Source organism: Kitasatospora sp. NPDC052868, assembly GCF_044547105.1.
GTDB lineage: Bacteria > Actinomycetota > Actinomycetes > Streptomycetales > Streptomycetaceae > Kitasatospora.
Genome location: NZ_JBITZW010000015.1, coordinates 110,371 through 134,564 on the forward strand (window position 1 = coordinate 110,371; position 24,194 = coordinate 134,564).

At 73.4% G+C, this 24,194-nt stretch carries 18 protein-coding genes and 1 other RNA gene; 3 read left to right on the top strand and 16 right to left on the bottom strand.

Annotated features, from left to right (window positions below; all coding sequences use genetic code 11):
• Positions 1-240: 240 nt before the first annotated feature.
• From ACIGZJ_RS24750 to ACIGZJ_RS24760, 3 genes are all read right to left on the bottom strand, one after another.
• On the bottom strand, positions 241-1,851 hold the full coding sequence (locus tag ACIGZJ_RS24750) for a beta-N-acetylhexosaminidase (protein ID WP_396459260.1): 1,611 nt from the start codon (positions 1,849-1,851) through the stop codon (positions 241-243).
• An 81-nt stretch (positions 1,852-1,932) separates the two neighbouring features.
• Positions 1,933-2,211, bottom strand: coding sequence for a DUF3039 domain-containing protein (locus ACIGZJ_RS24755; RefSeq protein WP_360195114.1), 279 nt, complete (start codon positions 2,209-2,211; stop codon positions 1,933-1,935).
• A 63-nt stretch (positions 2,212-2,274) separates the two neighbouring features.
• The gene (locus ACIGZJ_RS24760) at positions 2,275-2,868 is read right to left on the bottom strand and encodes a YqgE/AlgH family protein (RefSeq protein ID WP_392938772.1); all 594 of its coding nucleotides are present in this window, start codon (positions 2,866-2,868) and stop codon (positions 2,275-2,277) included.
• A gap of 303 nt (positions 2,869-3,171) precedes the next feature.
• Between ACIGZJ_RS24760 and murA the strand changes: the two genes are divergently transcribed.
• Positions 3,172-4,512 (top strand): UDP-N-acetylglucosamine 1-carboxyvinyltransferase, encoded by a 1,341-nt coding sequence (gene murA / locus ACIGZJ_RS24765; RefSeq protein WP_392938770.1) that lies wholly within the window; start codon positions 3,172-3,174, stop codon positions 4,510-4,512.
• An 83-nt stretch (positions 4,513-4,595) separates the two neighbouring features.
• Here the strand turns inward: murA and ACIGZJ_RS24770 are convergent, their stop codons facing one another.
• The 8 genes from ACIGZJ_RS24770 to ftsE form a co-directional block, all read right to left on the bottom strand.
• Positions 4,596-4,877, bottom strand: a complete 282-nt coding sequence (locus tag ACIGZJ_RS24770; RefSeq protein ID WP_030059737.1) for an HU family DNA-binding protein — start codon at positions 4,875-4,877, stop codon at positions 4,596-4,598.
• 504 nt (positions 4,878-5,381) lie between these two features.
• Positions 5,382-6,854, bottom strand: coding sequence for an NAD-dependent malic enzyme (locus ACIGZJ_RS24775; RefSeq protein ID WP_396459261.1), 1,473 nt, complete (start codon positions 6,852-6,854; stop codon positions 5,382-5,384).
• Positions 6,855-7,250: 396 nt separating this feature from the next.
• The gene (locus tag ACIGZJ_RS24780) at positions 7,251-9,572 is read right to left on the bottom strand and encodes a HelD family protein (RefSeq protein ID WP_396459262.1); all 2,322 of its coding nucleotides are present in this window, start codon (positions 9,570-9,572) and stop codon (positions 7,251-7,253) included.
• A 251-nt stretch (positions 9,573-9,823) separates the two neighbouring features.
• Positions 9,824-10,205, bottom strand: a transfer-messenger RNA (tmRNA) gene (gene ssrA, locus ACIGZJ_RS24785).
• A 95-nt stretch (positions 10,206-10,300) separates the two neighbouring features.
• Entirely contained in the window at positions 10,301-10,777 is a 477-nt protein-coding gene (smpB, locus tag ACIGZJ_RS24790) for an SsrA-binding protein SmpB (protein ID WP_392938766.1), read from the bottom strand.
• Between the two features lie 45 nt (positions 10,778-10,822).
• On the bottom strand, positions 10,823-11,980 hold the full coding sequence (locus ACIGZJ_RS24795; protein ID WP_396459263.1) for a S41 family peptidase: 1,158 nt from the start codon (positions 11,978-11,980) through the stop codon (positions 10,823-10,825).
• A 135-nt stretch (positions 11,981-12,115) separates the two neighbouring features.
• On the bottom strand, positions 12,116-13,027 hold the full coding sequence (ftsX, locus tag ACIGZJ_RS24800; protein WP_396459264.1) for a permease-like cell division protein FtsX: 912 nt from the start codon (positions 13,025-13,027) through the stop codon (positions 12,116-12,118).
• Positions 13,028-13,101: 74 nt separating this feature from the next.
• Positions 13,102-13,791, bottom strand: a complete 690-nt coding sequence (gene ftsE, locus ACIGZJ_RS24805; protein ID WP_184919059.1) for a cell division ATP-binding protein FtsE — start codon at positions 13,789-13,791, stop codon at positions 13,102-13,104.
• 349 nt (positions 13,792-14,140) lie between these two features.
• On the opposite strand from ftsE, the gene ACIGZJ_RS24810 reads away from it, so the two are divergent.
• Complete coding sequence (locus tag ACIGZJ_RS24810) at positions 14,141-14,335, top strand: hypothetical protein (RefSeq protein ID WP_392938761.1); 195 nt, start codon at positions 14,141-14,143, stop codon at positions 14,333-14,335.
• Positions 14,336-14,422: 87 nt separating this feature from the next.
• On the opposite strand, the gene prfB is transcribed toward ACIGZJ_RS24810, so the two are convergent.
• The 3 genes from prfB to ACIGZJ_RS24825 all read right to left on the bottom strand — a co-directional run bounded on the left by prfB (position 14,423) and on the right by ACIGZJ_RS24825 (position 19,027).
• Positions 14,423-15,535 (bottom strand): peptide chain release factor 2, encoded by a 1,113-nt coding sequence (gene prfB, locus ACIGZJ_RS24815; RefSeq protein ID WP_396459265.1) that lies wholly within the window; start codon positions 15,533-15,535, stop codon positions 14,423-14,425.
• 68 nt (positions 15,536-15,603) lie between these two features.
• Positions 15,604-16,866, bottom strand: a complete 1,263-nt coding sequence (locus ACIGZJ_RS24820) for a serine/threonine-protein kinase (protein WP_396459266.1) — start codon at positions 16,864-16,866, stop codon at positions 15,604-15,606.
• A 226-nt stretch (positions 16,867-17,092) separates the two neighbouring features.
• On the bottom strand, positions 17,093-19,027 hold the full coding sequence (locus ACIGZJ_RS24825; protein ID WP_396459267.1) for a protein kinase: 1,935 nt from the start codon (positions 19,025-19,027) through the stop codon (positions 17,093-17,095).
• Between the two features lie 429 nt (positions 19,028-19,456).
• On the opposite strand from ACIGZJ_RS24825, the gene ACIGZJ_RS24830 reads away from it, so the two are divergent.
• Positions 19,457-22,330, top strand: coding sequence for an FtsK/SpoIIIE domain-containing protein (locus tag ACIGZJ_RS24830; protein ID WP_396459268.1), 2,874 nt, complete (start codon positions 19,457-19,459; stop codon positions 22,328-22,330).
• A 70-nt stretch (positions 22,331-22,400) separates the two neighbouring features.
• Here the strand turns inward: ACIGZJ_RS24830 and ACIGZJ_RS24835 are convergent, their stop codons facing one another.
• Together ACIGZJ_RS24835 and ACIGZJ_RS24840 are read right to left on the bottom strand one after the other, a co-directional pair.
• Positions 22,401-23,489 carry a CU044_5270 family protein gene (locus tag ACIGZJ_RS24835; protein WP_396459269.1) on the bottom strand — a complete coding sequence of 363 codons (1,089 nt, stop codon included), beginning with the start codon at positions 23,487-23,489 and terminating at the stop codon, positions 22,401-22,403.
• Positions 23,486-24,118 carry an RNA polymerase sigma factor gene (locus ACIGZJ_RS24840; protein WP_396459270.1) on the bottom strand — a complete coding sequence of 211 codons (633 nt, stop codon included), beginning with the start codon at positions 24,116-24,118 and terminating at the stop codon, positions 23,486-23,488. Before ACIGZJ_RS24840 ends, ACIGZJ_RS24835 begins: the two co-directional genes overlap by 4 nt.
• Positions 24,119-24,194 lie beyond the last annotated feature (76 nt).

A 24,194-nucleotide genomic window follows, 5' to 3' on the forward strand; every position in this document is an offset into this window, starting at 1 on the left:
CGTCGGCAGCCCGGCCTGGCCCGTAGGGTACGGGCGATCGGGCCGGGTTGGGCAACTCTGGCACACAATGCTCGATGATCATTTCGGGGCAGGCGAACGGGACTGCCCGATTGGGACGGATACCGGGCGGTATCTGCTCCGGTTCGATGCGAACCGGAGCAGATGTTCATCTGTTCTTGACGTCCGATGACCACTCGGAAGTTCCCGGGCGCCGCCACGCGGTGCGGCGCCCGGAGGTGCTCACTTCTCCGGCGGCGCGCCCTCGATCGGCCGGCCGACCACCCCGGGCCGGCGCTGCCAGGGGTGCGGCCCGCCGGCCGGCCGGTACTCCACGCCGAGCGCGTCCAACCGGGCCCGGTGGGCTTCCATCCGGCGGTCGAACCCCTCGAAGTCGCGCGCGGCCGGGTCGGCCGGCAGCGCGGACCAGGCGACCTCGGCGAAGGCCGCCAACCGGGGGAAGGCCCGGTAGTCGATGTCCCGGGCGGAGTCCATGAACTCGCTCCAGAGGTTGGCCTGGGTGCCGATCACCCGCCGGGCCGCCTCCTCGTCCAGCTGCCGGGGCACGGGCTCGAACCGGTAGACGTCCTCCAGCGTGCGCAGGAAGCCCACCGGGATGGGCTCCTCGTCCGCCGGGCCCTGCCGGTGGTCCAGGTAGACGTGCTGCTCGGGGCACATCACCACGTCGTGCCCGGCCTGCGCGGCGGCGATCCCGCCGGAGAAGCCGCGCCAGGAGGAGACGGCCGCGCCGGGCGCCAGGCCGCCCTCCAGGATCTCGTCCCAGCCGATCAGCCGGCGTCCGCGGGCGGCCAGCCAGCCGTCGAAGTGCCGGATCACCCAGCTCTGCAGCTCGTCCTCGTTGGTCAGCCCGAGCTCGGTGATCCGCTCCTGCGCGGCCGCGCTGTCCTTCCACTGCTCCTTGGGGCACTCGTCGCCGCCGAGGTGGATGAACTCGGACGGGAAGATCTCCAGGACCTCCTCCAGCACGCCCTCGAAGAACCGCAGCGTGCCCTCGGAGGCGTTCAGCACGTTGGGGCTGACCCCCCAGTCGGTCCAGACGCCCAGCGCCGAGGTGTCCACCACGTCGGCGTTGCCCAGCTCGGGGTAGGCGGCGATGGCGGCCTGGGTGTGGCCGGGCAGGTCGATCTCGGGGACGACGGTGATCTGCCGGTCGGCGGCGTACGCGACGATCTCGCGCAGGTCGTCCTGGGTGTAGAAGCCGCCGTGCGGGCGGTCGTCGCGGCGGTTGCCCAGCCGGTAGCCGACCATCGAGCGCTCGCGCCAGGCACCGCGCTCGGTGAGCTTCGGGTAGCGCTTGATCTCCACCCGCCAGCCCTGGTCGTCGGTCAGGTGCAGGTGCAGCACGTTCAGCTTGTGCGCGGCCAGCAGGTCGAGGAAGCGCAGCACGTCCGACTTGGGCAGGAAGTGCCGGGAGACGTCCAGCAGCGCGCCGCGCCAGCCGAAGCGGGGGGCGTCCTCGATGTCGACGCCGGGCAGCACCCATCCGGTGCGGCGCAGCGGCGCGCGGCGGAAGGCGTCCGGGCCGAGGAGCTGGCGCAGGGTCTGCGCGCCCCACAGGGCGCCGGCCGGGCCTGCGGCGGCGACCACGGCGCGGCCGGGGCGCACCGAGATCCGGTACGCCTCACCGGCCAGCGACTCGTCGTGGACCAGTTCGATGCCCTCGCCGGACCGCCCGGGGCCCAGCGGCAGGCCGGTCGCGGCGGTCAGCGAGGTGCGCAGCCACCGCTCGGCGTCCGCCAGGGCGGGCGCCGCGGTGAGGGTGGTCGTGCGGTCGAGGGGGAAGTCCTCGTCCGGGAGGCGGACGGAACTCAAGGGGGCGGGGATGAGATCCATCCCGCCATCCTGCCCACGACCTGCCCGATTGGCATAGACCACCTGGGGAAATGGTCGCTATGCAAAACGCTCCGGGCGGAGCTACTTGTTGTTGTCGTCCCCGCCCTGCGGCTTGCCGATGCCGTCGTAGATCTCCTTGCACATCGGGCAGACCGGGTACTTCTTCGGGTCGCGCCCGGGCACCCAGACCTTGCCGCAGAGCGCCACCACCGGGGACCCGGAGAGGGCGCTCTCCATGATCTTGTCCTTCTGGACATAGTGCGCGAAGCGCTCGTGGTCGCCGTCCCCGTTGGACACCTGCGGGACGGGCTCGACCAGGGTGCCGGTGCCGAGGCCGCGCTCGGGCTCAAGAGTGCTCATGGGTGCCAAGTCTATGGGCGCCCCGGGAAAGCGGGCCAGTGCCGGGGCCCGGGGCCATCCGGGTCAGTTCAGGGTGGGGTCGTCCGGGTAGGTCGCCAGCAGGGCGAGCGGGCCGCGCTGGCGGCGCAGCACCGCGCGCCAGAGCCGGTCCGGCTCGGGGCTGGAGATGTCACCCGGCTCACAGTCCACCAGGTACCACGCGCCGCTGCCGATCTCGCTCTCCAGCTGCCCCGGCGACCAGCCCGCGTACCCGGCGAAGATCCGCAGCGCCCCCAGCTCCCCGGCCAGCACCTCGGGCGGCGCCTCCAGGTCGACCAGGCCGATCGCGCCGTGCACCCGCCGCCAGCCGAGCGGCTCGCCGGTGCCCGGGTCCCCCGGCGCCACCGCCAGGCCGAGCGCCGAGTCGAGCGCCACCGGGCCGCCCTGGAACACCACGGCGGGCTGCCCGACCAGGCCGCCCCAGCCGTCCAGCACGCTGCCCACCTCCACCGGCGTCGGCCGGTTGAGGACGACGCCGAGCGCCCCCTCGGCGTCGTGGTCGAGGAGGAGCACCACCGCCCGCGTGAAGTTCGGGTCGGTGAGCACGGGTGTCGCGACGAGCAAGCGGCCGGTGTGGGACCGGCCTCCGTGCGAGTGGGCCCCTGTCATGCCAGACATGATCCCGCAGAACGCCCGGCGGCGGACACCGCAACACCAGGACCGTCCGGCCCGAACCCCGCCGCGCCGGACGAACACCCGTACGGACGCCCCGGCGGGCGGAACTCCACCCCAAGAGAGCACCATCACGGGAGAGGCTCACGGGAACCACTCGCACGCCTACTACCATCTACTGATGGTGGACGCCCTTTTACGGTGCCGACTCGGTCACACCGGGGGCCCGAACGCGCCCGTACGACCGGTCCACCGCCGGCTCTCACCGGAGCCCCACCCACTCCTCTGGCACCCCGGATTGCGAGAACGATGACCGACGACGTCCTGCTGGTCCACGGCGGAAACCCGCTCGAAGGCGAGATCCGCGTCCGCGGTGCGAAGAACCTGGTCCCCAAGGCCATGGTCGCCGCCCTGCTCGGCCAGGGCCCCAGCAGACTGCGCAACGTCCCGGACATCCGCGACGTCAAGGTGGTACGCGGTCTGCTCCAGCTGCACGGCGTGACCGTGCGCACCGGTGACGAGGAGGGCGAGCTGATCCTCGACCCGTCGCACGTCGAGAGCGCCAACGTCGCGGACATCGACGCGCACGCCGGCTCCTCCCGCATCCCGATCCTGTTCTGCGGCCCGCTGCTGCACCGCCTCGGCCACGCCTTCATCCCGGGCCTCGGCGGCTGCGACATCGGCGGCCGCCCGGTCGACTTCCACTTCGAGGTGCTCCGCCAGTTCGGCGCCACCATCGAGAAGCACCCGCAGGGCACCTACCTGGTCGCCCCGCAGCGCCTGCGCGGCACCCGGATCGAGCTGCCCTACCCCTCGGTCGGCGCGACCGAGCAGGTGCTGCTCACCGCCGTCCTCTGCGAGGGCGTCACCGAGCTGCGCAACGCCGCCGTCGAGCCCGAGATCGTCGACCTCATCTGCATCCTGCAGAAGATGGGCGCGATCATCACCATGGGCACCGACCGCACCATCCTGATCACCGGCGTGGACGAGCTGACCGGCTACAACCACCGCGCGCTGCCGGACCGCCTGGAGTCCGCCTCCTGGGCCTGCGCGGCGCTGGCCACCAAGGGCGACATCTACGTCCGCGGCGCCCGCCAGCTGGAGATGATGACCTTCCTCAACACCTTCCGGAAGGTCGGCGGCGCCTTCGAGGTGGACGACGAGGGCATCCGCTTCTGGCACCCGGGCGGCGAGCTCAAGGCGATCGCCCTGGAGACCGACGTGCACCCGGGCTTCCAGACCGACTGGCAGCAGCCGCTGGTGGTCGCGCTGACCCAGGCCACCGGCCTGTCCATCGTGCACGAGACGGTGTACGAGTCGCGGCTCGGCTTCACCGGCGCGCTGAACCAGATGGGCGCCCACATCCAGCTCTACCGCGAGTGCCTGGGCGGCACCCCGTGCCGCTTCGGCGCCCGCAACTTCCTGCACTCCGCGGTCGTCTCGGGCCCGTCCAAGCTGATCGGCGCCGAGCTGGTCATCCCGGACCTGCGCGGCGGCTTCTCGTACCTGATCGCGGCGCTGGCGGCCGAGGGCACCTCGACCGTGCACGGCATCGACCTGATCAACCGCGGCTACGAGAACTTCATGGAGAAGCTGCGCGACCTCGGCGCGCACGTCGAGCTGCCCAGCGAGCAGCTCGTCCACGCCTGACCGGCACGCCGGTCCGCCGGAACGACGACGGAGGCCGGGCCCCCCTCACGGGGAGCCCGGCCTCCGGGCGTTCAAGGGGTGCTTCAGGCGCCCTTGGCGGCTTCCTTCAGCTTGGAGCCGGCGCTCACCTTGGCGCTGTAGCCGGCCGCGATCTGGATCGGCTCGCCGGTCTGCGGGTTGCGGGCGGTGCGGGCAGCGCGGTGGGTGCGCTCGAAGGTCAGGAAACCGGGGATGGTGACCTTCTCGTCGCCCTTGGCGACGACCTCGCCGACGATCTCGGCGAAGGCGGCCAGAACGGCGTCGGCGTCCTTGCGGGTCACCTCGGCGCGCTCGGACAGCGCGGCCACCAGCTCACTGCGGTTCATGTGTACTCCTGTGGTCTGTTCGCTTGCGGTGTGCGGGGGCCCATCGGTGCTCCCTCCGGGGGGCACCCGGATAGGCCGCAGGTCCGCACACTGTGCTCATTCAGGCAATGCATGGTCGCGGGGCGGGTTCGTACCCCGTGCCGCCGTGCCTTCGAAGGCCCGCCTGCCTGCCTGGATACGAATCCTGCCCCGTCCGGCCCCGAGAAAGCCAATCGGGCCCCGGCGGCGCCACCCGAACAACGCCCGCCCGCCGGAGGTGTGACGCTCCGCCGGCTCCGGCGGACCGGGCGCGGGCGGCGGTCGGGACGACTCGCCGGAGGATGAGGGGGACGTTCCGTACTTGTCGGACACGCCTGCCCCGTGCAGGGCTACCGTACGCCCTAGGCACGACAAGCCCAAACACGCCCCTCGCCCTTGTGTCGCAAGGGTTCGGGGCGGGCTTGGGTGGGTAAGGGCGACATTCGGTCATTTGACCGATCCGCGACACGTCCCGAAGGGGTCGGGTCAGAGCTTGACGGTGGGGAACGAGGCGGTGTCGAGGGTGCCGACGATGCCCGGGGTCGGGCGGGCCGGGGCCGGCTCCTCCGAGGCGCCGGCCAGGGCCGCCTCCCGCACGGCGGCGGCCACCGTCTTGGCGACGTCCTTGTGGAAGACGCTCGGGATGATGTAGTTCGCGTTCAGCTCGTCGTCCGCGACGGTGGTGGCCAGCGCCCGGGCGGCGGCGATCATCATCTCGGTGTTGACCGTGCGGCTCTGGGCGTCCAGCAGGCCGCGGAAGACGCCCGGGAAGACCAGCACGTTGTTGATCTGGTTCGGGAAGTCGCTGCGGCCGGTGGCCACCACGGCGGCGGTCTGACGGGCGATCGCCGGGTCGACCTCCGGGTCCGGGTTGGCCAGCGCGAAGACGATCGCGTCCTTCGCCATGGTGGCCAGGTCTTCGCCGTCCAGGACGTTCGGGGCCGAGACGCCGATGAAGACGTCGGCGTCCGCCACGGCCTCCTTGAGCGTGCCGGTGCGGCCCGAGCGGTTGGTGTGCTCGGCGATCCAGCGCAGCGAGTCGTTGAGGTCGTCCCGGCCGCTGTGGACCACGCCGCGGACGTCCGCCACGGTGGCGTGCTCGACGCCCGCCGCCAGCAGCAGCTTGAGGATCGCGGTACCGGCGGCGCCGGCGCCCGACATCACCACCCGGATGTCGCCGATCGCCTTGCCGACCACCTTGAGCGCGTTGGTGAGCGCGGCCAGCACCACGATCGCGGTGCCGTGCTGGTCGTCGTGGAAGACCGGGATGTCCAGGGCCTCGCGCAGCCGCGCCTCGATCTCGAAGCAGCGCGGCGCGGAGATGTCCTCCAGGTTGATGCCCGCGAAGCCCGGGGCGATCGCCTTGACGATGGCCACGATCTCGTCGGTGTCCTGGGTGTCCAGGCAGATCGGCCAGGCGTCGATGCCGGCGAAGCGCTTGAACAGGGCCGCCTTGCCCTCCATCACCGGCAGCGCGGCCGCCGGGCCGATGTTGCCCAGACCGAGCACCGCGGAGCCGTCGGTGACCACCGCGACGCTGTTGCGCTTGATGGTCAGGCGGCGGGCGTCCTCGGGGTTCTCCGCGATCGCCAGGCAGACCCGGGCGACACCCGGGGTGTAGATCATGCTCAGGTCGTCACGGTTGCGGATCGGCAGCTTGGACGACATCTCGATCTTGCCGCCGAGGTGCATCAGGAAGGTGCGGTCGGAGACCTTGCCGATCGCCACGCCGTCGATCGCCCGCAGCTTCTCGACGATCTCCTCGCCGTGCGCGACCGAGGACGCCGCGACGGTCACGTCGATCCGCAGCGCCTCCAGGCCGGAGGCGGTGACGTCGAGGCCGGTGACCGATCCGCCGGAGGACTCCACGGCCGTGGTGATCGCACTGACGGCGTTGCCCCGGGCCGGGACCTCCAGCCGCACCGTGATCGAGTTGGAGACACTGGGCACCGTCGCCATCGACGTCCTTCTTCCGTCCACTGAGGGTCTCTGCGGGCCGGGCATGGATTCAACAGTTTGTTGAATGCAGTGCCCAGCGCATGCTAGACCTCGATCGTCGCACCTACCAGGGGCAAGCCAGAAATAACGTTCATTGAGTGTGCGGATCCGACAAGAGCGCGCGACCCTGCTTGCCCCCACGGGCCGATGCGTTACATTGGACGGGACACCGGCTCGATCCAAGCCCCCGGGCCCAACCTTAGTCGCTTCGAGCGACCACTTGCCGCGAGGCGAGCATGGCGGGTCGGTGTCACCAATCGTCACAACGAGGGCCCCCACCAGGCGGTGGGGGCCCTCGTCGTTGAGCAGGCGTCAGCCGGGCCGCGGGGCGGCCGCGCACGGCGGCCGCCCCACCCGTCAGCCGTGCAGCAGCGCGGGCACCCCCGCCGCGTCCGGCAGGTCGTCCGGGCCCGAGAGCACGGTCAGCCGCTGGGTCGCCCGGGTCAGCGCCACGTACAGCACCCGCAGGCCCGCCTCGGACTCGCCGGCGATGCCGGTCGGGTCGGCCACCACCGTCGCGTCGTACTCCAGGCCCTTGGCCTCCAGGCTGCCGAGCGCCACCGCCCGTTCGCCCAGATCCGCGATCCAGCCGGCCGCCTCGGCCCGGCGGTCCATCGGCACGACGACCGCCACCGTGCCGTCCACCTCCGCCAGCAGGCGCTCCAGCTCGGCCCGGGCCGCCGCCGCGAACGCCTCCGGCGCCGGGTCGGTGACGGCCGCGAAGCGCGGCTCCACCCCGACGCGGCGCACCGCGCTCGGCGAGGGCGTCCCGGGCGCGGCCAGCGCCAGCACCTTGGCGGCCACCTCGGCGATCTCGGCCGGGTTGCGGTAGTTCACGGTCAGCGTGTGGCGCCGGCGCGGCTTGCCGGACAGCACCTCGTCCATCGCCGCCGCGGCCTCCTCGGGGAACGGCCAGGAGGACTGCGCCGGGTCCCCGACGATCGTCCAGGTGGCCATCCGGGCCCGACGGCCGATCATCCGCCACTGCATCGGGGTGAGGTCCTGCGCCTCGTCCACGATGATGTGCGCGTACTCGGTGCGCTCGACCGGGATCCGGTCGCGCTGTCTGGAGCTGCGGTCGGCGAAGGTGGTGACCTCGTCCAGACCGGTCAGCAGGTCCACCGCGTCCACCTCGCGGACCTTCGGGCGGGCCGCCTCGCCGAGCAGCACCTGGAGCTCGTCGACCAGCGCCACGTCGTGCGCGGACAGCGCGCCCTCGCCGCGCTCCGACAGGTGCCGCCAGGAGGCCGCCAGGACCCGCGCCTCCTCCGGGGTGACGGCCCGTCGGGCGACCCGGTTGGTGTGCCGGGTGTGCTTGAGCATGCCGAGCACCCGGCGCGGGGTCAGCGCGGGCCACCAGGCGTCCAGGAAGTCCAGGAACGCCGCCTCGTCCGAGACGTAGTCGTCGAAGGACTCCTTCTCCTCCTGGCGCTGCTCGCGGGCGTAGTGGTCGGTCGGCCTGGGCAGGTGCCGGACGACCTCCTGCCAGAGGGCGTCCAGCAGCAGCCTGCGGGCGCGCGGGCGCAGCAGGTTCAGCGGGGTGCCGCCGGAGCCGATGACATTGCCGCGCACGGCCTTCAGGCGCCCGGCGTCCAACCGCAGCACCTCGCCGCGGGCGACCACCTTGAGCTCCTGCGGGGCGCCCGCCTCCAGCGCGCCCCTGGCGGCCCGGCGCAGCAACTGGGTCATCCGGGCCGAGCCCTTGATCCGGGCCGCCTCCGGGGTGTCGTAGGTGCCCGCCTCGATGCCGTCCACCAACGAGCCGACCGCGCGGATGGCGACCTGGCCCTCCTCGCCGAGCGAGGGCAGCACGCCCTCGGTGTAGGAGACCAGCAGCGGGGTCGGGGAGACCACCAGGATGCCCCCGGCGTAGCGGCGGCGGTCCTGGTAGAGCAGGAAGGCCGCGCGGTGCAGGGCGACGGCGGTCTTGCCGGTGCCCGGTCCGCCGGTGACCAGGGTGGCCCCGGCCGCGGCGGCGCGGATGACCTCGTCCTGCTCCTTCTGGATGGACGACACGATGTCGCGCATCGAGTGGCTGCGGGCCCGGCCGAGCGAGGCCATCAGGGCGCCGTCGCCGACCACCGCCAGCTCGCGGCCGTCCAGGGTCGGGGCGAGGTCGGGACGCAGCAGGTCGTCCTCGACGCCGACCACCTTGCGGCCCTTGGAACGGATCACCCGGCGGCGGATCACCCGGCCGGGCTCCAGCGGGGTGGAGCGGTAGAACGGCGCGGCGGCCGGCGCCCGCCAGTCGATCACCAGCGGGCCGTACTCGGCGTCCAGGACGCCCAGCCGGCCGATGTGGAGGGTCTCGGCGACGGCCGGGTCGGCCGGGTCGAGCGGGGTGTTCGAGGGGATGCCGTGCTCCTCCGGCGCGTCGGCCTGCTGGAGGTCGATCCGGCCGAAGAGGAAGTCCTCGAACTCGTTGTTGAGCCGCTGGAGGTGCGCGCCGGCCCGGTAGACCTGGGCGTCGCGCTCGGCGAGCGCGCCGGGGGTGCCGACCTGGACCCGCTTGACGGCGTCCTCCAGGATGTACTCGGCCTCGGCGAGCTTCTCCTCCAGGCGGTGGTAGACGGTGTCGAGGTGGTGCTGCTCCTCGGCGACCTCACGCGCGCGGATGGTGTCCCCGTCCGCGGCGGAGTCGGCGGCGGCGGTGATGGCGGTGTCCGTGTTGCTCTGCATGGCCTCGGTGGTAGCGGCGGTGTACTGGGTTGAGCCGTGCGCGCCCAAGAAGCCCCCTGACGTACATCTTGCGGTGGGTGGGTCCGGCTCGGGGAAATGAGCGGACGGAAAATCCTACGCCCCCGACCCCGGTCCGCGCTGCACCGCCCGCCCCCTGGGTGGTGGCGGTGCTCCTGCGGGCCCGCCGGGAGGGACGACGAAGGCCGCCCCCCGCTGAGCGGTGGGCGGCCTTCGACTTTTGAAACATGGGGTTGTGGAGATGCCGGGAATCGAACCCGGGTCCAGTGGAGTGGATTCAGGACTTCTCCGAGCGCAGTCCGCTGTGATTTTCTCGGCCCTGGCGGTCACGCGGACAAGCCGCCAACAGGCCCAGCTGCTGTTTGATTTCCCCTCCGCCCCCGCAGCCCGGGCGGACGGTTGAGTTCCCTAGATTATGCCAGGGTCCGGGTCGGGAACTCCCCGGTCTGACACCCAAGCGCTATCGGTGCTTATTAGGCAGCGAGAGCGAACTGCTGGGAATCGCGCTTAGAAGTGGCGATTATTTTTTTGCGACAGATGGTTAACGAGATCATTGCCGCGTTCCTCGGCTCGCTTCTCCTGTTTCGACTTCCCCTGTCGAAACCGATCATCCCCATGTTTTGTTGAGAAACAGCTCGGTGGGCGGCGAACCGACCCGACCGTGTTGCTTGCGCCATAGTACGCGAGGCGACGGGTGAGGGTCCAGCGGATTAACCCTGGCGCCGCCGTGCCGCCGCCACGGCGCGTGCCGTCTCGCGGGTGTCCTGCTTCTCGCGCAGCGTCTGCCGCTTGTCGTACAACTTCTTGCCGACGGCGAGTGCGAGTTCGAGCTTCACCCGGCCGTCCTTGAAGTACAGCGAGAGCGGGATGAGGGTGTGCCCGGCGTCGCGGACCTTGGCCTCGATCTTGTGGATCTCCATCCGGTGCAGCAGCAGCTTGCGCTTGCGCCGCGCGGCGTGGTTGGTCCACGTCCCCTGGGTGTACTCCGGGATGAAGACGTTGTCGATCCACGCCTCGTGGTTCTGGATGTAGGCGTAGCCGTCGACCAGGTTGGCCCGACCCTCGCGTAGTGACTTGACCTCGGTGCCGGTGAGCACGAGGCCGCACTCATAGGTGTCGAGGATGGTGTACTCGTGTCGCGCCTTCTTGTTCTGCGCGATCAGCTTGTGTCCGGTTTCCTTTGCCATAGCGCCGATCATTCTCGCATCCCGACCCGGTGCCGGGCAGCCCCTTTACGCGCGGGTCCCCAGACCCGCCAGGACCCGCAGGGCGAGCGCGTCGGCGTCCTCGTCCCCGGCCGCCGGTACGTCGGGGGCCAGCCCGGTGCCCTCCGGGGAGCGCCCGGCGGGGGTGAAGTAGCGGCCGACGGTGAGCTCCAGCACCGCGCCGTCGGCGAGCCGGCTGGGCTGCTGGACGGTGCCCTTGCCGAAGGTGCGGCCGCCCACCACCACGGCCCGGCTGCGGTCCTGGAGGGCGCCGGTGAGCAGTTCGGCGGCGCTCATCGTGCCGCCGTCCACCAGCACCACCAGCGGGACGTGCTGGTCGCCGCCGGGCGGGGCGGTCAGCTCGCGGGTCCCGCCGCGCTCCTGGTAGGAGCCGACCGGTCCGCCGTCCAGGAAGACCCCGGCGGTGTCGGCGGCCTCCTCGACCAGGCCGCCGGAGTTCCCGCGCAGGTCGAGCACCACCCCGGCGCGGGCGCCCTGCACGGCGGCGCGCACCTGCTCGGCCACCCCGCTGGTGAAGGCCCGCACGGTGATCCGGACGACCCCCTTGTCCAGGTGCTCCACCGCGACCTGCTGGCTGTCCAGCAGGGTCCGGTACAGCCGGACCTCGCGGACCTCGCCATCGCCGCGCTGGACGTCGAGGGTCACCTCGGAGCCGACCCGGCGCTCGCCCTCCCGCCCGCGCAGCCGGGCGACCACCTCGGTGACCGGCAGGTGGTCGGCCTGGTCGGCGCCGATCCGCAGCAGCCGGTCGCCGGGGGCGATGCCGGCCGCGGCGGCCGGGCCCGCGGGCTGCACCTGGGAGACCTCGGTGACGCCGTCCTGTCCGCGGCCCACCGAGAGGCCGACCCCGAGGTAGCGGCCGTCCAGGCCCTGGCTGAACTCGGCGTACTCCTGCGCGCTGTAGTAGGCCCCCCAGCGGTCGCCGTTGGCGCCGAGCAGGTGCTCGGCCTGCTGCTGGGAGAGCGCGGCGCCGGCCGGGTCCTGCCCGGCCGCGACGGGGGCGGCGGTGGCGGCGGCCGCCGGGGCGGCGTCGGCGGAGGAGTGGCGGGCCGGGGCGGTGCCCGAGTCCCCCCACGCGCCGGTGGCGGCACCGGCCAGCAGCACGGCGCCGAACACCAGGCCGAGGGTGACCGCCTGACGTGCTCTGCGCGGAGTCTCTGGCATGGCATCGGAGTCTAGACACAGCGCGGAGCGCGCCGGGCCGGAACGGGTGACGCCGGAGCGGCGACGGCCCCGGACGGCGCAGTGCCGTCCGGGGCCGTCGGGGCCGCACGGGGGTCGTGCGGGTCGAACAGGTGCCTAGACCTTCAGGTACTTGCGCAGCGTGAAGAACGCCGCGATACCGGCCATGCCCATACCGACCACCACCAGCAGCGGTATCACCGCCAGCACCGAGCCGAGCCCGATGAAGTGGATGAACTGCACCCGGTCGGCCAGCCAGCTGTGGACGAAGAAGTGCCCGCCGAGCAGCAGTCCGGACGCCATCACCGCGCCGAGCAGCGCGGCGAACGCGGCCTCGGCGATGAACGGCATCTGGACGTAGAAGTTCGAAGCACCGACCAGGCGCATGATGCCGGTCTCACGCCGTCGGCTGTACGCCGACACCCGGACGGTGTTGACGATCAGCAGCAGGGCGACGAACAGCATCAGCACCATGATCACGAATGCCGCGGTCTGCAGGCCGTTCAGCAGGCCGAAGAGGTTCTCCAGGATCTTGCGCTGGTCCTCCACCGACTTGACGCCCGGTTTGCCCGCGAAGGCGCTCTGGATGACGTCGTACTTGGTCGGGTCCTTGAGCTTCACCCGCCAGGACTGCGGGATGGCCTCCGGGCCGAGGACGGAGATGAGCGGGTTGTCCGGGTTCATCTCCTTCCAGTGCTTGTACGCCTCGGCGGAGTTCTCGAAGGTCGCCGACTGGACCACCGAGTCCATCTTGTCCAGCTGGGACTTGATCTCCTCGATCTGCGGGTCGGTGGCCGCACCGGCCTGGCACTGCGGCGAGTTGCGGGCATCCGACTTGGTGCAGAAGTAGATGCTCACCTCGACCTTGTCGTACCAGTACCCCTTCATCGAGTTGACCTGGTCACGGACCAGGAGCGAGGCACCGGCGAGGGCGAGGGAGAGCGCGACGCTGACGACGACCGCGATGGTCATCGTCAGGTTGCGGCGGAGACCCACACCGATCTCCGACAGGACGAACTGGGCGCGCATGCGTGTAACAACTCCAGGGTCGGGACCGGTCCGGCAACGGTGGGCCGGCGGCCTACGGCATCAGTGCTGGTGGATCAGTGCTGGTATCCGTAGACGCCGCGGGCCTGGTCACGGACCAGCAGCCCCTTGTCGAGCTCGATGACGCGCTTGCGCATCTGGTCGACGATGGCCTGGTCGTGCGTGGCCATCAGCACCGTGGTGCCGGTGCGGTTGATCCGGTCGAGCAGCTTCATGATGCCGACCGAGTTCTGCGGGTCGAGGTTTCCGGTGGGCTCGTCCGCGATCAGCAGCATCGGGCGGTTCACGAAGGCGCGGGCGATCGCCACGCGCTGCTGCTCACCACCGGAGAGCTCGCCGGGCATGCGGTCCTCCTTGCCCCCGAGGCCGACCAGGTCCAGCACCTCGGGCACCACCTTGTTGATGGCGCTCTTGGGCTTGCCGATCACTTCGAGCGCGAAGGCGACGTTCTGCGCGACCGTCTTGTTCGGCAGCAGGCGGAAGTCCTGGAAGACGGTGCCCAGCTGGCGGCGCATGTGCGGCACCTTCCAGTTGGACAGCTTGCCCAGGTCCTTGCCCAGCACGTGCACCTCGCCGACGCTGGGGCGCTCCTCGCGCAGGCACAGGCGCAGGAAGGTGGACTTGCCCGAGCCGGACGAGCCGACCAGGAAGACGAACTCGCCCTTCTCGATCTCCAGCGAGACGTTGTCCAGGGCGGGACGGTTCTGCTTGGGATAGGTCTTGGAGACGTTGTCGAATCTGATCACGGCTGCATCACGGAGGCCATCCTAGGCGGCGCCAGTCCTCGGTCGATCCACCCCGGGCGCCCGGCCCGGGAGCGGGCGGAGGGAGCGGAAAGGGCCGCTCCCGGCTTGGGACCATACGCGAGTCCGCGCCCGGCCCGCAGGGTCGGCCCGTGACAGCGGTCGAAAGCTGGGGGATAATGTCCGGTTATGCCCTGAATATTGCGAGGCATCTCACAGCCCGGGGGCCGGAACGGTCAGAACCTGGCAGAGTGGAGGTGGCGGTCGGGGTCGGCCGCTCCCCCGCACAGGGCAAGAAAAGGAACCAAAGCCCCGTCCGGTGCGTTGGCTGTAGCAGCGAGGAGGAGATCGCATGACCTGCGACCATCTGGTGTGCGCCAACTGCAACGGCCGCGTGAGCGAGGGCCGCTGCCCGGTCTGCCGCGCCAACCGGGCCCGGCTGCAGGAGCAGCAGGGTCCGTTCGCCGCACTCTCCCCCGCGATGCTGCTGGCCCTGGTGGCCGGGCTGCTCGCGGTGGTGCTGATCGCCCGGCAGGCGCTGGCCTGATTCCGTTCGAAGGTGCGAAACGTACGAGGAGGGCCCCGACGGTGATCCGTCGGGGCCCTCCTCGTACGCCTGCCTACTGCGCGATGCCTACTGCGCGGCGGTCTCGCGCTGCTTGCGCCAGCGGATGCCGGCCTCGATGAAGCCGTCGATGTCGCCGTCCAGCACGCCCTGCGGGTTGCCGACCTCGTACTCGGTGCGCACGTCCTTCACCATCTGGTACGGGTGCAGCACGTAGGAGCGCATCTGGTTGCCCCAGGAGCTGCCGCTGTCCTTGAGGGCGTCCATCGCCGCCCGCTCCTCCTGGCGGCGCCGCTCCAGCAGCTTGGCCTGGAGGACGTTCATCGCGGAGGCCTTGTTCTGGATCTGCGAGCGCTCGTTCTGGCAGGAGACCACGACGCCGGTCGGGAGGTGCGTGATGCGCACCGCCGAGTCGGTGGTGTTGACGCCCTGGCCGCCGGGGCCGGAGGCGCGGTACACGTCGATCCGCAGCTCGGACTCGTCGATGTCGACGTGGTCGGACTGCTCGACGACCGGGAGCACCTCGACACCGGCGAACGAGGTCTGCCGGCGGCCCTGGTTGTCGAACGGCGAGATGCGGACCAGGCGGTGGGTGCCCTGCTCGACCGAGAGCGTGCCGTAGGCGTACGGCGCCTTGACGGTGAAGGTCGCGGACTTGATGCCGGCCTCCTCCGCGTACGAGGTGTCGTAGACCTCGGTCGGGTAGCCGTGCCGCTCGGCCCAGCGCAGGTACATGCGCATCAGCTGCTCGGCGAAGTCGGCGGCGTCCACGCCACCGGCCTCGGCGCGGATGTTGATCAGCGCCTCGCGGGCGTCGTACTCGCCGGACAGGAGGGTGCGGACCTCCAGCTCCTCGACCGCCTTCTTGACGGACGCCAGCTCGCCCTCGGCCTCGACGCGGGTGTCCGCGTCGTCCTCGGCCTCGGCGAGCTCGAACAGGACGCCGACGTCGTCGATACGGCTGCGCAGGGACTCGACACGGCGCAGTTCGCCCTGGAGGAAGGAGAGCCGACTGGTCACCTTCTGCGCGTTCGCGAGGTCGTCCCACAGGTCGGGGGCGGCTGCCTCATCCTCCAGACGCGCGATGTCGGCCCGGATCTTGTCCAGGTCGAGGACGGCCTCGATCGACCCCATGGTCGTAGCGAGGTTCTTGAGCTCTTCGGAAGGATCGACGGCTGCCACGCACCCAGGGTAATGCCCCCGGGGGGGCACCTGGCGACACCGGGGGCTCCCGCCCACGGCCGGGGCGGCTACGGCGCCCGCGGACCGCTGCTGTGGACGGTCGGGCGGGGTGCCGGGCCGCCGTGGCCGGTGACGGCCGCGAAGGCCGTCCAGGCGGCGGCCGCGCCGGCCAGCAGCAGGACGGTGGCCAGCAGGACGGCCAGCACCCGGCGGCGGCGCAGCAGGGCCTGGCGGTTGCGGCGGTGGCCGCTCTGGCCGGTGCCGGTGCGCTGGGCCCGGGACTCGGCCGCGTAGGAGGCGAGCTCCTCGGCCGAGGGACGGCGCAGGCTGGTGTGGGTGTCCCGGGTGGAGTCGGGGGCGGTGCCGGGCACCAGCGGGACGGCCGGACCGCGGCGGAGCTTGTGGACGCCGGGCCCGGCGTCCACCTCGGCGTAGACGGCCTCGCCGGGGGTCAGCAGCTCCTCGGCCGGGGGGCGGCCCTGGGCGGGGACGGCCAGCACCGGCAGCCCGGCCAGTGCGGGCAGCTGCTCGCGCAGCCGCTCGGCCAGCTCGGCGGCGCGCAGCCGGGAGGCCGGGGCCTTGGCCAGGCACTCGGCGATGATCCGCCACAGGCCGTCCGGCAGGCCCGGCACCGGCGGGACCTGCTCGGTGACGTGGCGGCGCAGCACGGCGCCGGTGTGTCCGCCGCCGAACGGGGTGGCGCCGGCCAGCACCTCGTAGAGCACGGTGGCCAGGGCGTAGATGTCGACGGCGGCGCGCGGCTCCAGGCCCTCGATGATCTCGGGGGCGAGGTAGTCGGGGGTGCCGATGATCCGGGTGGCGCGGGTGCGGCGCGGGGCGTCGACCAGGCGGGCCACGCCGAAGTCGGTGAGCTTGGCGCGCGGCGCGCCGCCGGGGCCGGGGGCGGCGGCGAGGTCCAGCAGGACGTTCTCGGGCTTGACGTCGCGGTGCACGATCCCGGCGGCGTGCGCGGCGGCCAGGCCGTCGGCGACGTCGGCGATCAGCGAGACGGCGGCCTGCGGGGCGAGTGCGCCGTCGCGCTCCAGCCGGGAGCGCAGGTCGGTGCCCTGGACCAGCTCCATCACGAGGGCGAGGTCGCTGCCGTCCACCACCATGTCGCGGACGCCGACCACCCGGGGGTGGTCGAGGCTGGTCAGCGCGGCGCGCTCCTGGACGAAGCGGCCGACCAGCACCTGGTCGGCGGCCAGGTCCTCGCGCAGCAGCTTGACCGCGACCGGGCCGTCCGGGCCCTCGCCGAGCCAGACCGTCCCGGCCGAACCCCGGCCGATCACCTGGTGGACGGTGTAGCGGCTGCCGATCTTGCGTGCCAATGCTGCTCCGTGGGCGGCGGGAGCGCACTGGGGGTCCGGTGCGCTCGGTGGGGCGGGACAACAGCGACCAACCTACGCGCCCGGACACCCTTCGCGGGCCGCCTGAGGGCGCTCGGCGGGCTCTGGCAGGCGAGAAATATTATGGATTGTCGACAAAGCGTCAATGTTGCCGTCAGCGCCGCGCGGTGGCCCCGGCGGCGGCCGGTGCGGTGCACCGGCCGCCGGCTCAGTTCTTCGAACTGCCGAAGACGCTGCTCACCCAGTCGCTCGCGCTGTTGAACCAGTCCTGGACGTCGGACCAGTACTGCGGCAGCGGGGTGAAGTTCCACAGCGCCACCGCGGCCACCGCGAGCACCAGCAGCACCATCAGGCAGCCCTTGAGGCAGCCGAGGCCCGGGATGTACATCCGGTTGCGGCTGCGCGGGCGCGGCTCGCGGGCGGGCGCGGGCTCGCGCCGGGCCGGCTCGCGCGGCGGCGCCTCCCGGCGCTGCGGGGGCTCGCGGTGCTGCGGTGCGGGCGGTTCGGCCCGGCGCGGGACGGCGGCCGGTGCGGGCGGCGGCGGGTAGCCGCCCTGGGGGCCGCCCTGCGGCGGGGCCTGGCGGCCCTGCGGCGCGCCGTACCCGGGCGGCGGGGCCTGCTGGTAGCCGCGCTGCGGGGGCTGGTTGTAGCCGCCGGGGGGCTGCGGGCGGCCGCCGGGCGGGGCCTGGTACGGCGGCGGGGCCACCGGCGGCCGCTGGGCGTAGCCGGGCGGCGGGGGCTGCTGCTGGTAGCCGCGCGGGGGCTGCTGCTGCGGGTACCCCTGCGGAGGCTGCTGCGGGGGCTGCTGCTGGTAGCCCTGCGGGCCCTGCGGACGGCCCTGGCCGCCCGCCTGGTACGGCGGCGGGGCGACCGGCGGGGCCTCGAAGTCCTCGGGGGCGAAGTAGCCGATCTCGGTCTGCTGGTTGCGGTCGCGGGCGGCCCGCAGCTGGGTCTGCCACGGGTGCGGCGCCTCCGGCTCCGGCGGGCCGGGCGGGGTGGGCGGCATCACCTGGGTCCGGTCGGCCGCGCCGAACGGGGCCGGCGGGGGCTGGGTGCCCATCAGCCGGGTGGCGGCCGCCGGGTCGTACTGGGCCTGGTCGTACTGGGCCTGGTCGTACTGGGCCTGGTCGAACGACGGGGCCTGGCCTCCGGTCGGCAGCACCTGGGTGCGGTCCTCGGTGCCCGGCGTACCGGGCAGACCGGCGGCGGCGCCCGGTACGGCGGTCGGCTGCGGGTCGGGCAGCAGGAGCGCGCCGACCGCGAGCGCCGCGTCCACCGCCGCCGGGGCGGCGTGCACGCCGACGCCCGCCGCGACCACCCGCAGCGCGTGCGCCAGCGAGACGGCGCTCGGGCGCTGCGCCGGGTCCTTGCGCAGGCAGCGCTCGATCACCGTCCAGAGCGGCTCGGGCAGGTTGGCCGGGCGCTGCGGCTCCTGGGCCAGGTGCGCCTGGAGGATCGCCAGCGGGCCGTCGCCCTGGAACGGCTGCCGCCCGGTGACCAGCTCGTACAGCATGATCCCGGCGCCGTAGACGTCCACGGCGGAGGTCTGCGGGCGGCCCTCGGCGGACTCGGGCGCGACGTACGCCGGGGTGCCGACGAACTCGTGGGTGCGGGTGATGCCCGGGGAGTCGGCGAGCCGGGCGATGCCGAAGTCGGTCAGCATCGGGTGCATCTGCTCGGTGCCGTCCACCAGGGTGGAGGCGAGCAGGACGTTGGCCGGCTTGAGGTCGCGGTGGACGACCCCGTCGGCGTGGCTGGCCGCCAGCGCGTCCGCGACCTGGGCCATCAGCAGGGCGCCCGCGATCGGGCTGAACGGGCCGTTGCCGCGCAGGTAGCGGGCCAGGTCCGGGCCCTCGATCAGGTCCATCACCAGGGCCAGCAGCTCGCCCTCGACGACCAGGTCGCGGACCTTGACGATGTTGGGGTGGGTCAGCCGCAGCAGCAGCGAGCGCTCCCGCAGGAAGCGCATCACCACGTCCGGGTCGGCCGCCAGCTCCTCGCGCAGCACCTTGATCGCCACCGACTGCCCCGGCTCGCTGCCCGGCACCGCGACGTCCGCCCGCACCCGGCCGCGCCAGACGGTGCCGGTGGCCCCCCGGCCGAGGGTCTCCTCAAGCAGATACTTGCTGCCGACTGGCCGCACCTGTCGCACTCCTCGCCGTGCCGCCCGCGCGGGGCGCTCCTCCGCAGGTGCGGTGAGCCTGCCGGGCCCGTGTTCCGGCCACTCTAACGGTGACCGTTCAGGTTTTTGAGGCGACCGGCGAGGGCATCCGGACGGGTCCCGGGAAGTCCCCTAGGGGTCTTCCCGGAGGTCGGGGCCGAGCCGCCGCCCGGCGACGGTTGACCTGACCCTCCGTCGCCTCCACCATGACCATGATCGCAAGATCGTCAAATCCGGTACCGTGCGCGGACTGTCCGTGACGGATGGCAGGATGACAGTCGCCACTCTTGTGGCCCAAGCTCGCCGCGGCTGCCCGCGGCGGCGTCGGAAGCGGCACGAGGCAGCGGCACCAGCTCCCCGGCTCCGGCCGGGGGTACCCCCAGAGCACCAGCAGAAGGGACCGCGGGCGAGATGCAGATCCGGCTGACCGTCCTCCGACCGCGCAGTGGCCCGGCAGCCGCCGGCTCCGCCATCCCCTACGTGGACGTCCTGGTCACCGCGCCCGTCGGCACCGCGCTCGGCTCCGTCGCGGGCGCCCTCGCGGGCGCCGTGGGCGTGCGCGGCCCGCGGGCCGCCACCCATGTGCACCTGTACGCCGGGGCACACCGGGTGGACGAGCACACCCTGCTCGGCCACCCCCCGCTGCTCGACGGCGCCGTGCTGAGCCTCAACGAGCCCGACCCGACCGCCGACGACCCCGACGACGGGCGGGCCGCCGCCGAGCTGCGCGTGGTCGGCGGCCCCGACGCGGGCGGCGTGCACCGGCTGCACGGCCGGGAGATCCGGGTCGGGCGCTCCGGCGAGGCCGACGTCCCGCTGGACGACCCCGACGTCTCCCGGCTGCACCTCGCGCTGCACCTCACCGCCGACGGCCGGGTCGCCGTCCGCGACCTCGGCTCCACCAACGGCACCACCCTCGACGGCCGCTTCGTCCCGGCCGGACCGCCCGAGGAGGCCGTCCCGCTCGACGGCGGCGGCCTGCTGCGGATCGGCGAGTCCACCCTCCGGATCGGCCCGCCGGACATCGCGGGCGGCCCCGGGGCGCCCGTCCGCACGGCGCTGCCCGACGGTCACGGCCACCTCCAGCTCGCCCCGCCCGCCCCCGGCCGGCCCGCACCGCCCGCGGTCGAGCCGCCCGCCGCACCCGAGCCGCCGGCCGGCCGCGGCCGCGGCCTGCTCTCGCTGCGCCTCGGCCGCGGCGCCACCGACTCCCCGGACGGCCAGGACAGCGCCGAGCGCCACCACGCCGCCGTCCGCACCCGGCAGGCCGCCGCCCAGCGCGAACGCTGGCCCGACCCCGCCACCCTGCTGCTGAACGCCCTCGGCCCGGGCCCGCGGCTCTGGGAGCGCGGCCCCGGCCACCCCGACGCGCTCACCCTGCGGCTGGGCACCGCCGACCGCCCCGGCGGCGCCGGCACGTCGCCCGGCACGGTGCTGCCCGCCGTCCCCGTCACGCTCGACCTGCAGACCGCCGGCAGCCTCGGCCTCAGCGGCCCGCGCGAGCGCCTCGACGCCCTCGCCCGCGCCGTCGTCGCCCAGCTCGCCGCCCTGCACCCGCCGACCGGTCTCAGCCTGGTCGTGGTCGACGCCGACCCGGCGCGCCCCGCCCAGGACCGCGCCGACACCTGGGCCTGGGCCCTGTGGCTGCCGCACCTGCACCCCGCCGAGGGCCAGGACTGCCGGCTCCTGCTCGGCCTCGACGACGAGCAGGCCACCGCCCGCCTGACCGAGCTGACCGCCCGGCTCAGCGGCCCGACCGGCCTCGGCGGCCACCCCGCCACCGTGGTCGTGGTCGACGGCCGACCGCGCAACGAGGCCGCCCGGCAGGCGCTGGACCTGCTGCTGCGCCAGGGCCCCGCCGTCGGCATCTTCCCGATCTGCCTCGCCGAGCAGCCCGAGCTGCTGCCGCGCGGCCTCGGCGCCACCGCCCTGATCACCGGCGAGGTCGGCACCCAGCTCTCCATCGACCGGCCCGTCGCACGCGGCCGCGAGACCCTCCACGAGGTGTCGCTGGACGCCGTCTCCGACGTCTGGGCCGAGCGGCTGGCCCGCGTCCTCGCCCCGCTGCGCGAGGCCGTCCCCGCCGCGCGCGGCCCGCTGCCCGACGCCCTTCGCCTGCTCGACCTGCTCCAGCTCGACACCGTCACCCCGGCCAAGCTCTCGGCCCGCTGGGACGCCCACGCCGGGGGGATCGGCGCCGCCACCGCCCTGCTCGGCACCACCCGCGACGAGCTCTGCACGCTGGACCTCGCCGACCCCGAGCTCACCCTGCCCTCCCCCGACCCGGGCGGCCCGCACCTGCTGATCGGCGGCGCGCGCGGCTCCGGCAAGACCGAGCTGCTGCGCACCCTGGTCGCCTCGCTGGCCGTCTCCGAGCGGCCCGAGCGGCTGACCGTGACCATCGTGGAGGGCCGGGCCCCGGACGGCGACGGCGGCCTGGACGGCTGCACCGAGCTGCCGCACGTCACGGCGCTGGTGAACGCCGCGGCCGACCCGCGGCAGGCACTGCTCACCGCCGAGTCGCTGGAGGACGAGCTGGCGCTGCGCGAGCGGCTCTTCGACGGGCTGGACTTCGCCTCCTGGCACGCCGCGCGGATCCTCGACGACGAGCGCGGCGTGGACGCCGGGCAGGGTCTGAGCACCGACCGGGGCCTGAGCTCCGAACGGCCGGCCGTACCGGTGCCCGCCGTCGTCGGGGCGGGCGGCTCGACCCCCGTCGCCCGGATCATCCAGCCCCGCAGCGGCGACCGCCCCCGGCCCGCCGCCCCCTCCCCCGCCGTCCCGGCCCGGCTGGTCGTCGTGGTGGACGACTACGACGCCCTGCTCGCCCCGAACTCCCCGGCCGGGCGGCCACTCGCCCGCGCGCTGGCCGCGATCGCCCGCCGCGGCGGACCGCTCGGCATCCACCTCGCCGTGGCCACCGGCCGCCCGGACGAGACGGCCGGCACCGAGGTGGACGAGGCCGCCCTGCTGCGGATCGCGCTGCGCACCGACGACCCGGCCGACTCCGACCTGCTGATCCACCTGGGAGACGCCGCCGCCCTCGCCGAGGACACCCCCGGCCGCGGGTACCTGAGGCTCCCCGACGGCGGCGTCACCGCCTTCCAGACGGCGCGGATCAGCGGCCGCATCCCGCGGACGGCGACGCTGCGGCCGACGGTCGTCGCGATAGACCCGCTGCAGCTCGGCGCCCCGCCGGCCCGCCGCCCGGTCCGCGAACTGGGCAACGGCCCGACGGACCTCGCCCTGCTCGCCAGCGCCCTGCAGCGCGCGGCCGGCCGCTGAGGCACCGGGCACCGAAACGGCTGTGGGGCCCGGTGCAAGCGGGCCCCACAGCTCTACTCCCCCGTGACGGTCAGGCGTTCCGCTGCTTCGTCTCGGCGCCGGCCTGGTCCACGACCGTGCGGCCGAGCACCGCCGAGTGCCCGATCACCGCGCCGGGCTTGCCCAGCTCGTTGCCCTCGCCGACCACGACCAGGCGCTCGCCGAGGAACTCGTGGCTCGCCGGGTCGAAGATCCACTCGGTGCGGGTGGTGCCGTCCACGTGCGCCACCGCCACACCGTGGCGGCCGGAGGCGTCCACCGAGTCGTCGACCACGGTGACCCCGGGGATCTTGGCTGCCGCCCGGTAGAGCGCGCTGCCGACCGCCGGCGGCGCCAGCTGCTCGCGCAGCAGGTCGCCGATGGTCGCGAAGGCCTCCTGGTCCGGGGTCCTGCCCTGGCCCTTGGTCTCCTCGTAGATCTTCTTCAGCAGCACGTCCGGGTCGGTCGGCAGCGCGGCCAGGTACTGGTAGGTCGGCGAGTGCAGGCTCTGCACGGTGGTCGGGTCGACCCACTCGCCGCCGTCGGTCCGCGGCGCCGGGCGCTTGTCGCCCTCCTTGCGCGGCGCCGGCTCGACAGGGCGCCCCTCCTCCTTGAGCACGCCCCACTGGCTGCCGTCCACCGAGAACCAGGTCTGCCGGCGGTGCGGCTTGTCGACGCTCGTCTCGCCGGTGGCCAGGTTGGTGCTGCTGAAGGACACCAGGCTGTCGACGTAGACGTACTGCTGCTTGCCGGGCTTCGGGTCGGCCTTGCCGGCGGCGGCGTCCGCCACCTGGGTGAGCAGCTGGACGGCCGCCACCGGGGCGGCGTTCAGGGCGGCGCCCCCACCCTGGCTCTGCTGGCTCTGCTGGCTCTGCTGCTGGGCCTGCTGCTGCGCCGGGCGGACCTCGCCGCTCCCGCCGCTCAGCACCACGGCCAGCGCCAGACCGCCGGCGAGGGCGGGAACCGCCACCCACCCGAGTCGGCCGCGCCGGGCCCCGGCGGGCTTGCGCTCCTGAGCCTTCTGGTTCTGGATCTCGCTCATCAGATGTCCCCTCAACAGCCGGTGGCGGTCGGAGGAGAGCTCCGGCTTCGCCGGCGGCGGCAGCAGCCGGGCCAGCTCGGCACCCTCGTACTCGTTCATCGGTTCGTCTCCCGTGTCGACCGGGCCGCACCGGTGCGGCCAACCCGTACCTGTCCGCTCTCCGAGCGCGGTTCCCGCCCCCGGGTGAGTTCTTCCTCCGCCAGCGCGCGCAGTTTGGTGCGGGCGCGCGACAGCCGGGAGCGCACCGTGCCGATCGGCACTCCCAGGGCCTCGGCCGCGCTCGCGTAGTCCAGCCCCGCCCAGACGCAGAGGCCGAACACGTCCCGGTCCGCCTTGCGCAGCCGGCTCAGTGCCCGCCGGGCCGCCGCGAGCTGCGCGCTGTCGTCGAGCCTGCCGACCAGTTCGTCGGCGAAGTCCGGCACCACGTCGCGCTCGGGCATCCGGGCCATCGCCGCCCGGTGGCGCCGGGCCGCCCGGGCGGTGTTGCGCAGCACGTTGGCGGCGATCCCGAACAGCCAGGGCCGTACCGGCCCCTCGTCCTCCTCCCGGAGCCTGCCGCGTAGTCTCCAGGCCTCCAGGAAGGTCAGCTGGACGATGTCCTCGGCGACCGACCAGTCCCCCGACACCCGCACCGCGTACCGGTACAGGTCACCCGCAGCCTCGTCGAACAGCTCCCCGAACGCCCACTGGTCCCCACTCCTCAACCGGCCCCGCTGTGACAGTTCCACACCCCCACCTGTCCGCACCGGCCCACCGGGTTCCCGCGGACGGCACAACACGGCGGGCCCGCGTCCGGGAACGCGG

What these genes read in the sequence shown, in the direction of transcription:
- ACIGZJ_RS24750 (WP_396459260.1), bottom strand. Translation starts at nt 1,851, where the DNA reads ATGGATCTCATCCCCGCCCCCTTGAGTTCCGTCCGCCTCCCGGACGAG.
- ACIGZJ_RS24755 (WP_360195114.1), bottom strand. Translation starts at nt 2,211, where the DNA reads ATGAGCACTCTTGAGCCCGAGCGCGGCCTCGGCACCGGCACCCTGGTC.
- ACIGZJ_RS24760 (WP_392938772.1), bottom strand. Translation starts at nt 2,868, where the DNA reads ATGTCTGGCATGACAGGGGCCCACTCGCACGGAGGCCGGTCCCACACC.
- murA (WP_392938770.1), top strand. Translation starts at nt 3,172, where the DNA reads ATGACCGACGACGTCCTGCTGGTCCACGGCGGAAACCCGCTCGAAGGC.
- ACIGZJ_RS24770 (WP_030059737.1), bottom strand. Translation starts at nt 4,877, where the DNA reads ATGAACCGCAGTGAGCTGGTGGCCGCGCTGTCCGAGCGCGCCGAGGTG.
- ACIGZJ_RS24775 (WP_396459261.1), bottom strand. Translation starts at nt 6,854, where the DNA reads ATGGCGACGGTGCCCAGTGTCTCCAACTCGATCACGGTGCGGCTGGAG.
- ACIGZJ_RS24780 (WP_396459262.1), bottom strand. Translation starts at nt 9,572, where the DNA reads ATGCAGAGCAACACGGACACCGCCATCACCGCCGCCGCCGACTCCGCC.
- smpB (WP_392938766.1), bottom strand. Translation starts at nt 10,777, where the DNA reads ATGGCAAAGGAAACCGGACACAAGCTGATCGCGCAGAACAAGAAGGCG.
- ACIGZJ_RS24795 (WP_396459263.1), bottom strand. Translation starts at nt 11,980, where the DNA reads ATGCCAGAGACTCCGCGCAGAGCACGTCAGGCGGTCACCCTCGGCCTG.
- ftsX (WP_396459264.1), bottom strand. Translation starts at nt 13,027, where the DNA reads ATGCGCGCCCAGTTCGTCCTGTCGGAGATCGGTGTGGGTCTCCGCCGC.
- ACIGZJ_RS24810 (WP_392938761.1), top strand. Translation starts at nt 14,141, where the DNA reads ATGACCTGCGACCATCTGGTGTGCGCCAACTGCAACGGCCGCGTGAGC.
- ACIGZJ_RS24830 (WP_396459268.1), top strand. Translation starts at nt 19,457, where the DNA reads ATGCAGATCCGGCTGACCGTCCTCCGACCGCGCAGTGGCCCGGCAGCC.
- ACIGZJ_RS24835 (WP_396459269.1), bottom strand. Translation starts at nt 23,489, where the DNA reads ATGAACGAGTACGAGGGTGCCGAGCTGGCCCGGCTGCTGCCGCCGCCG.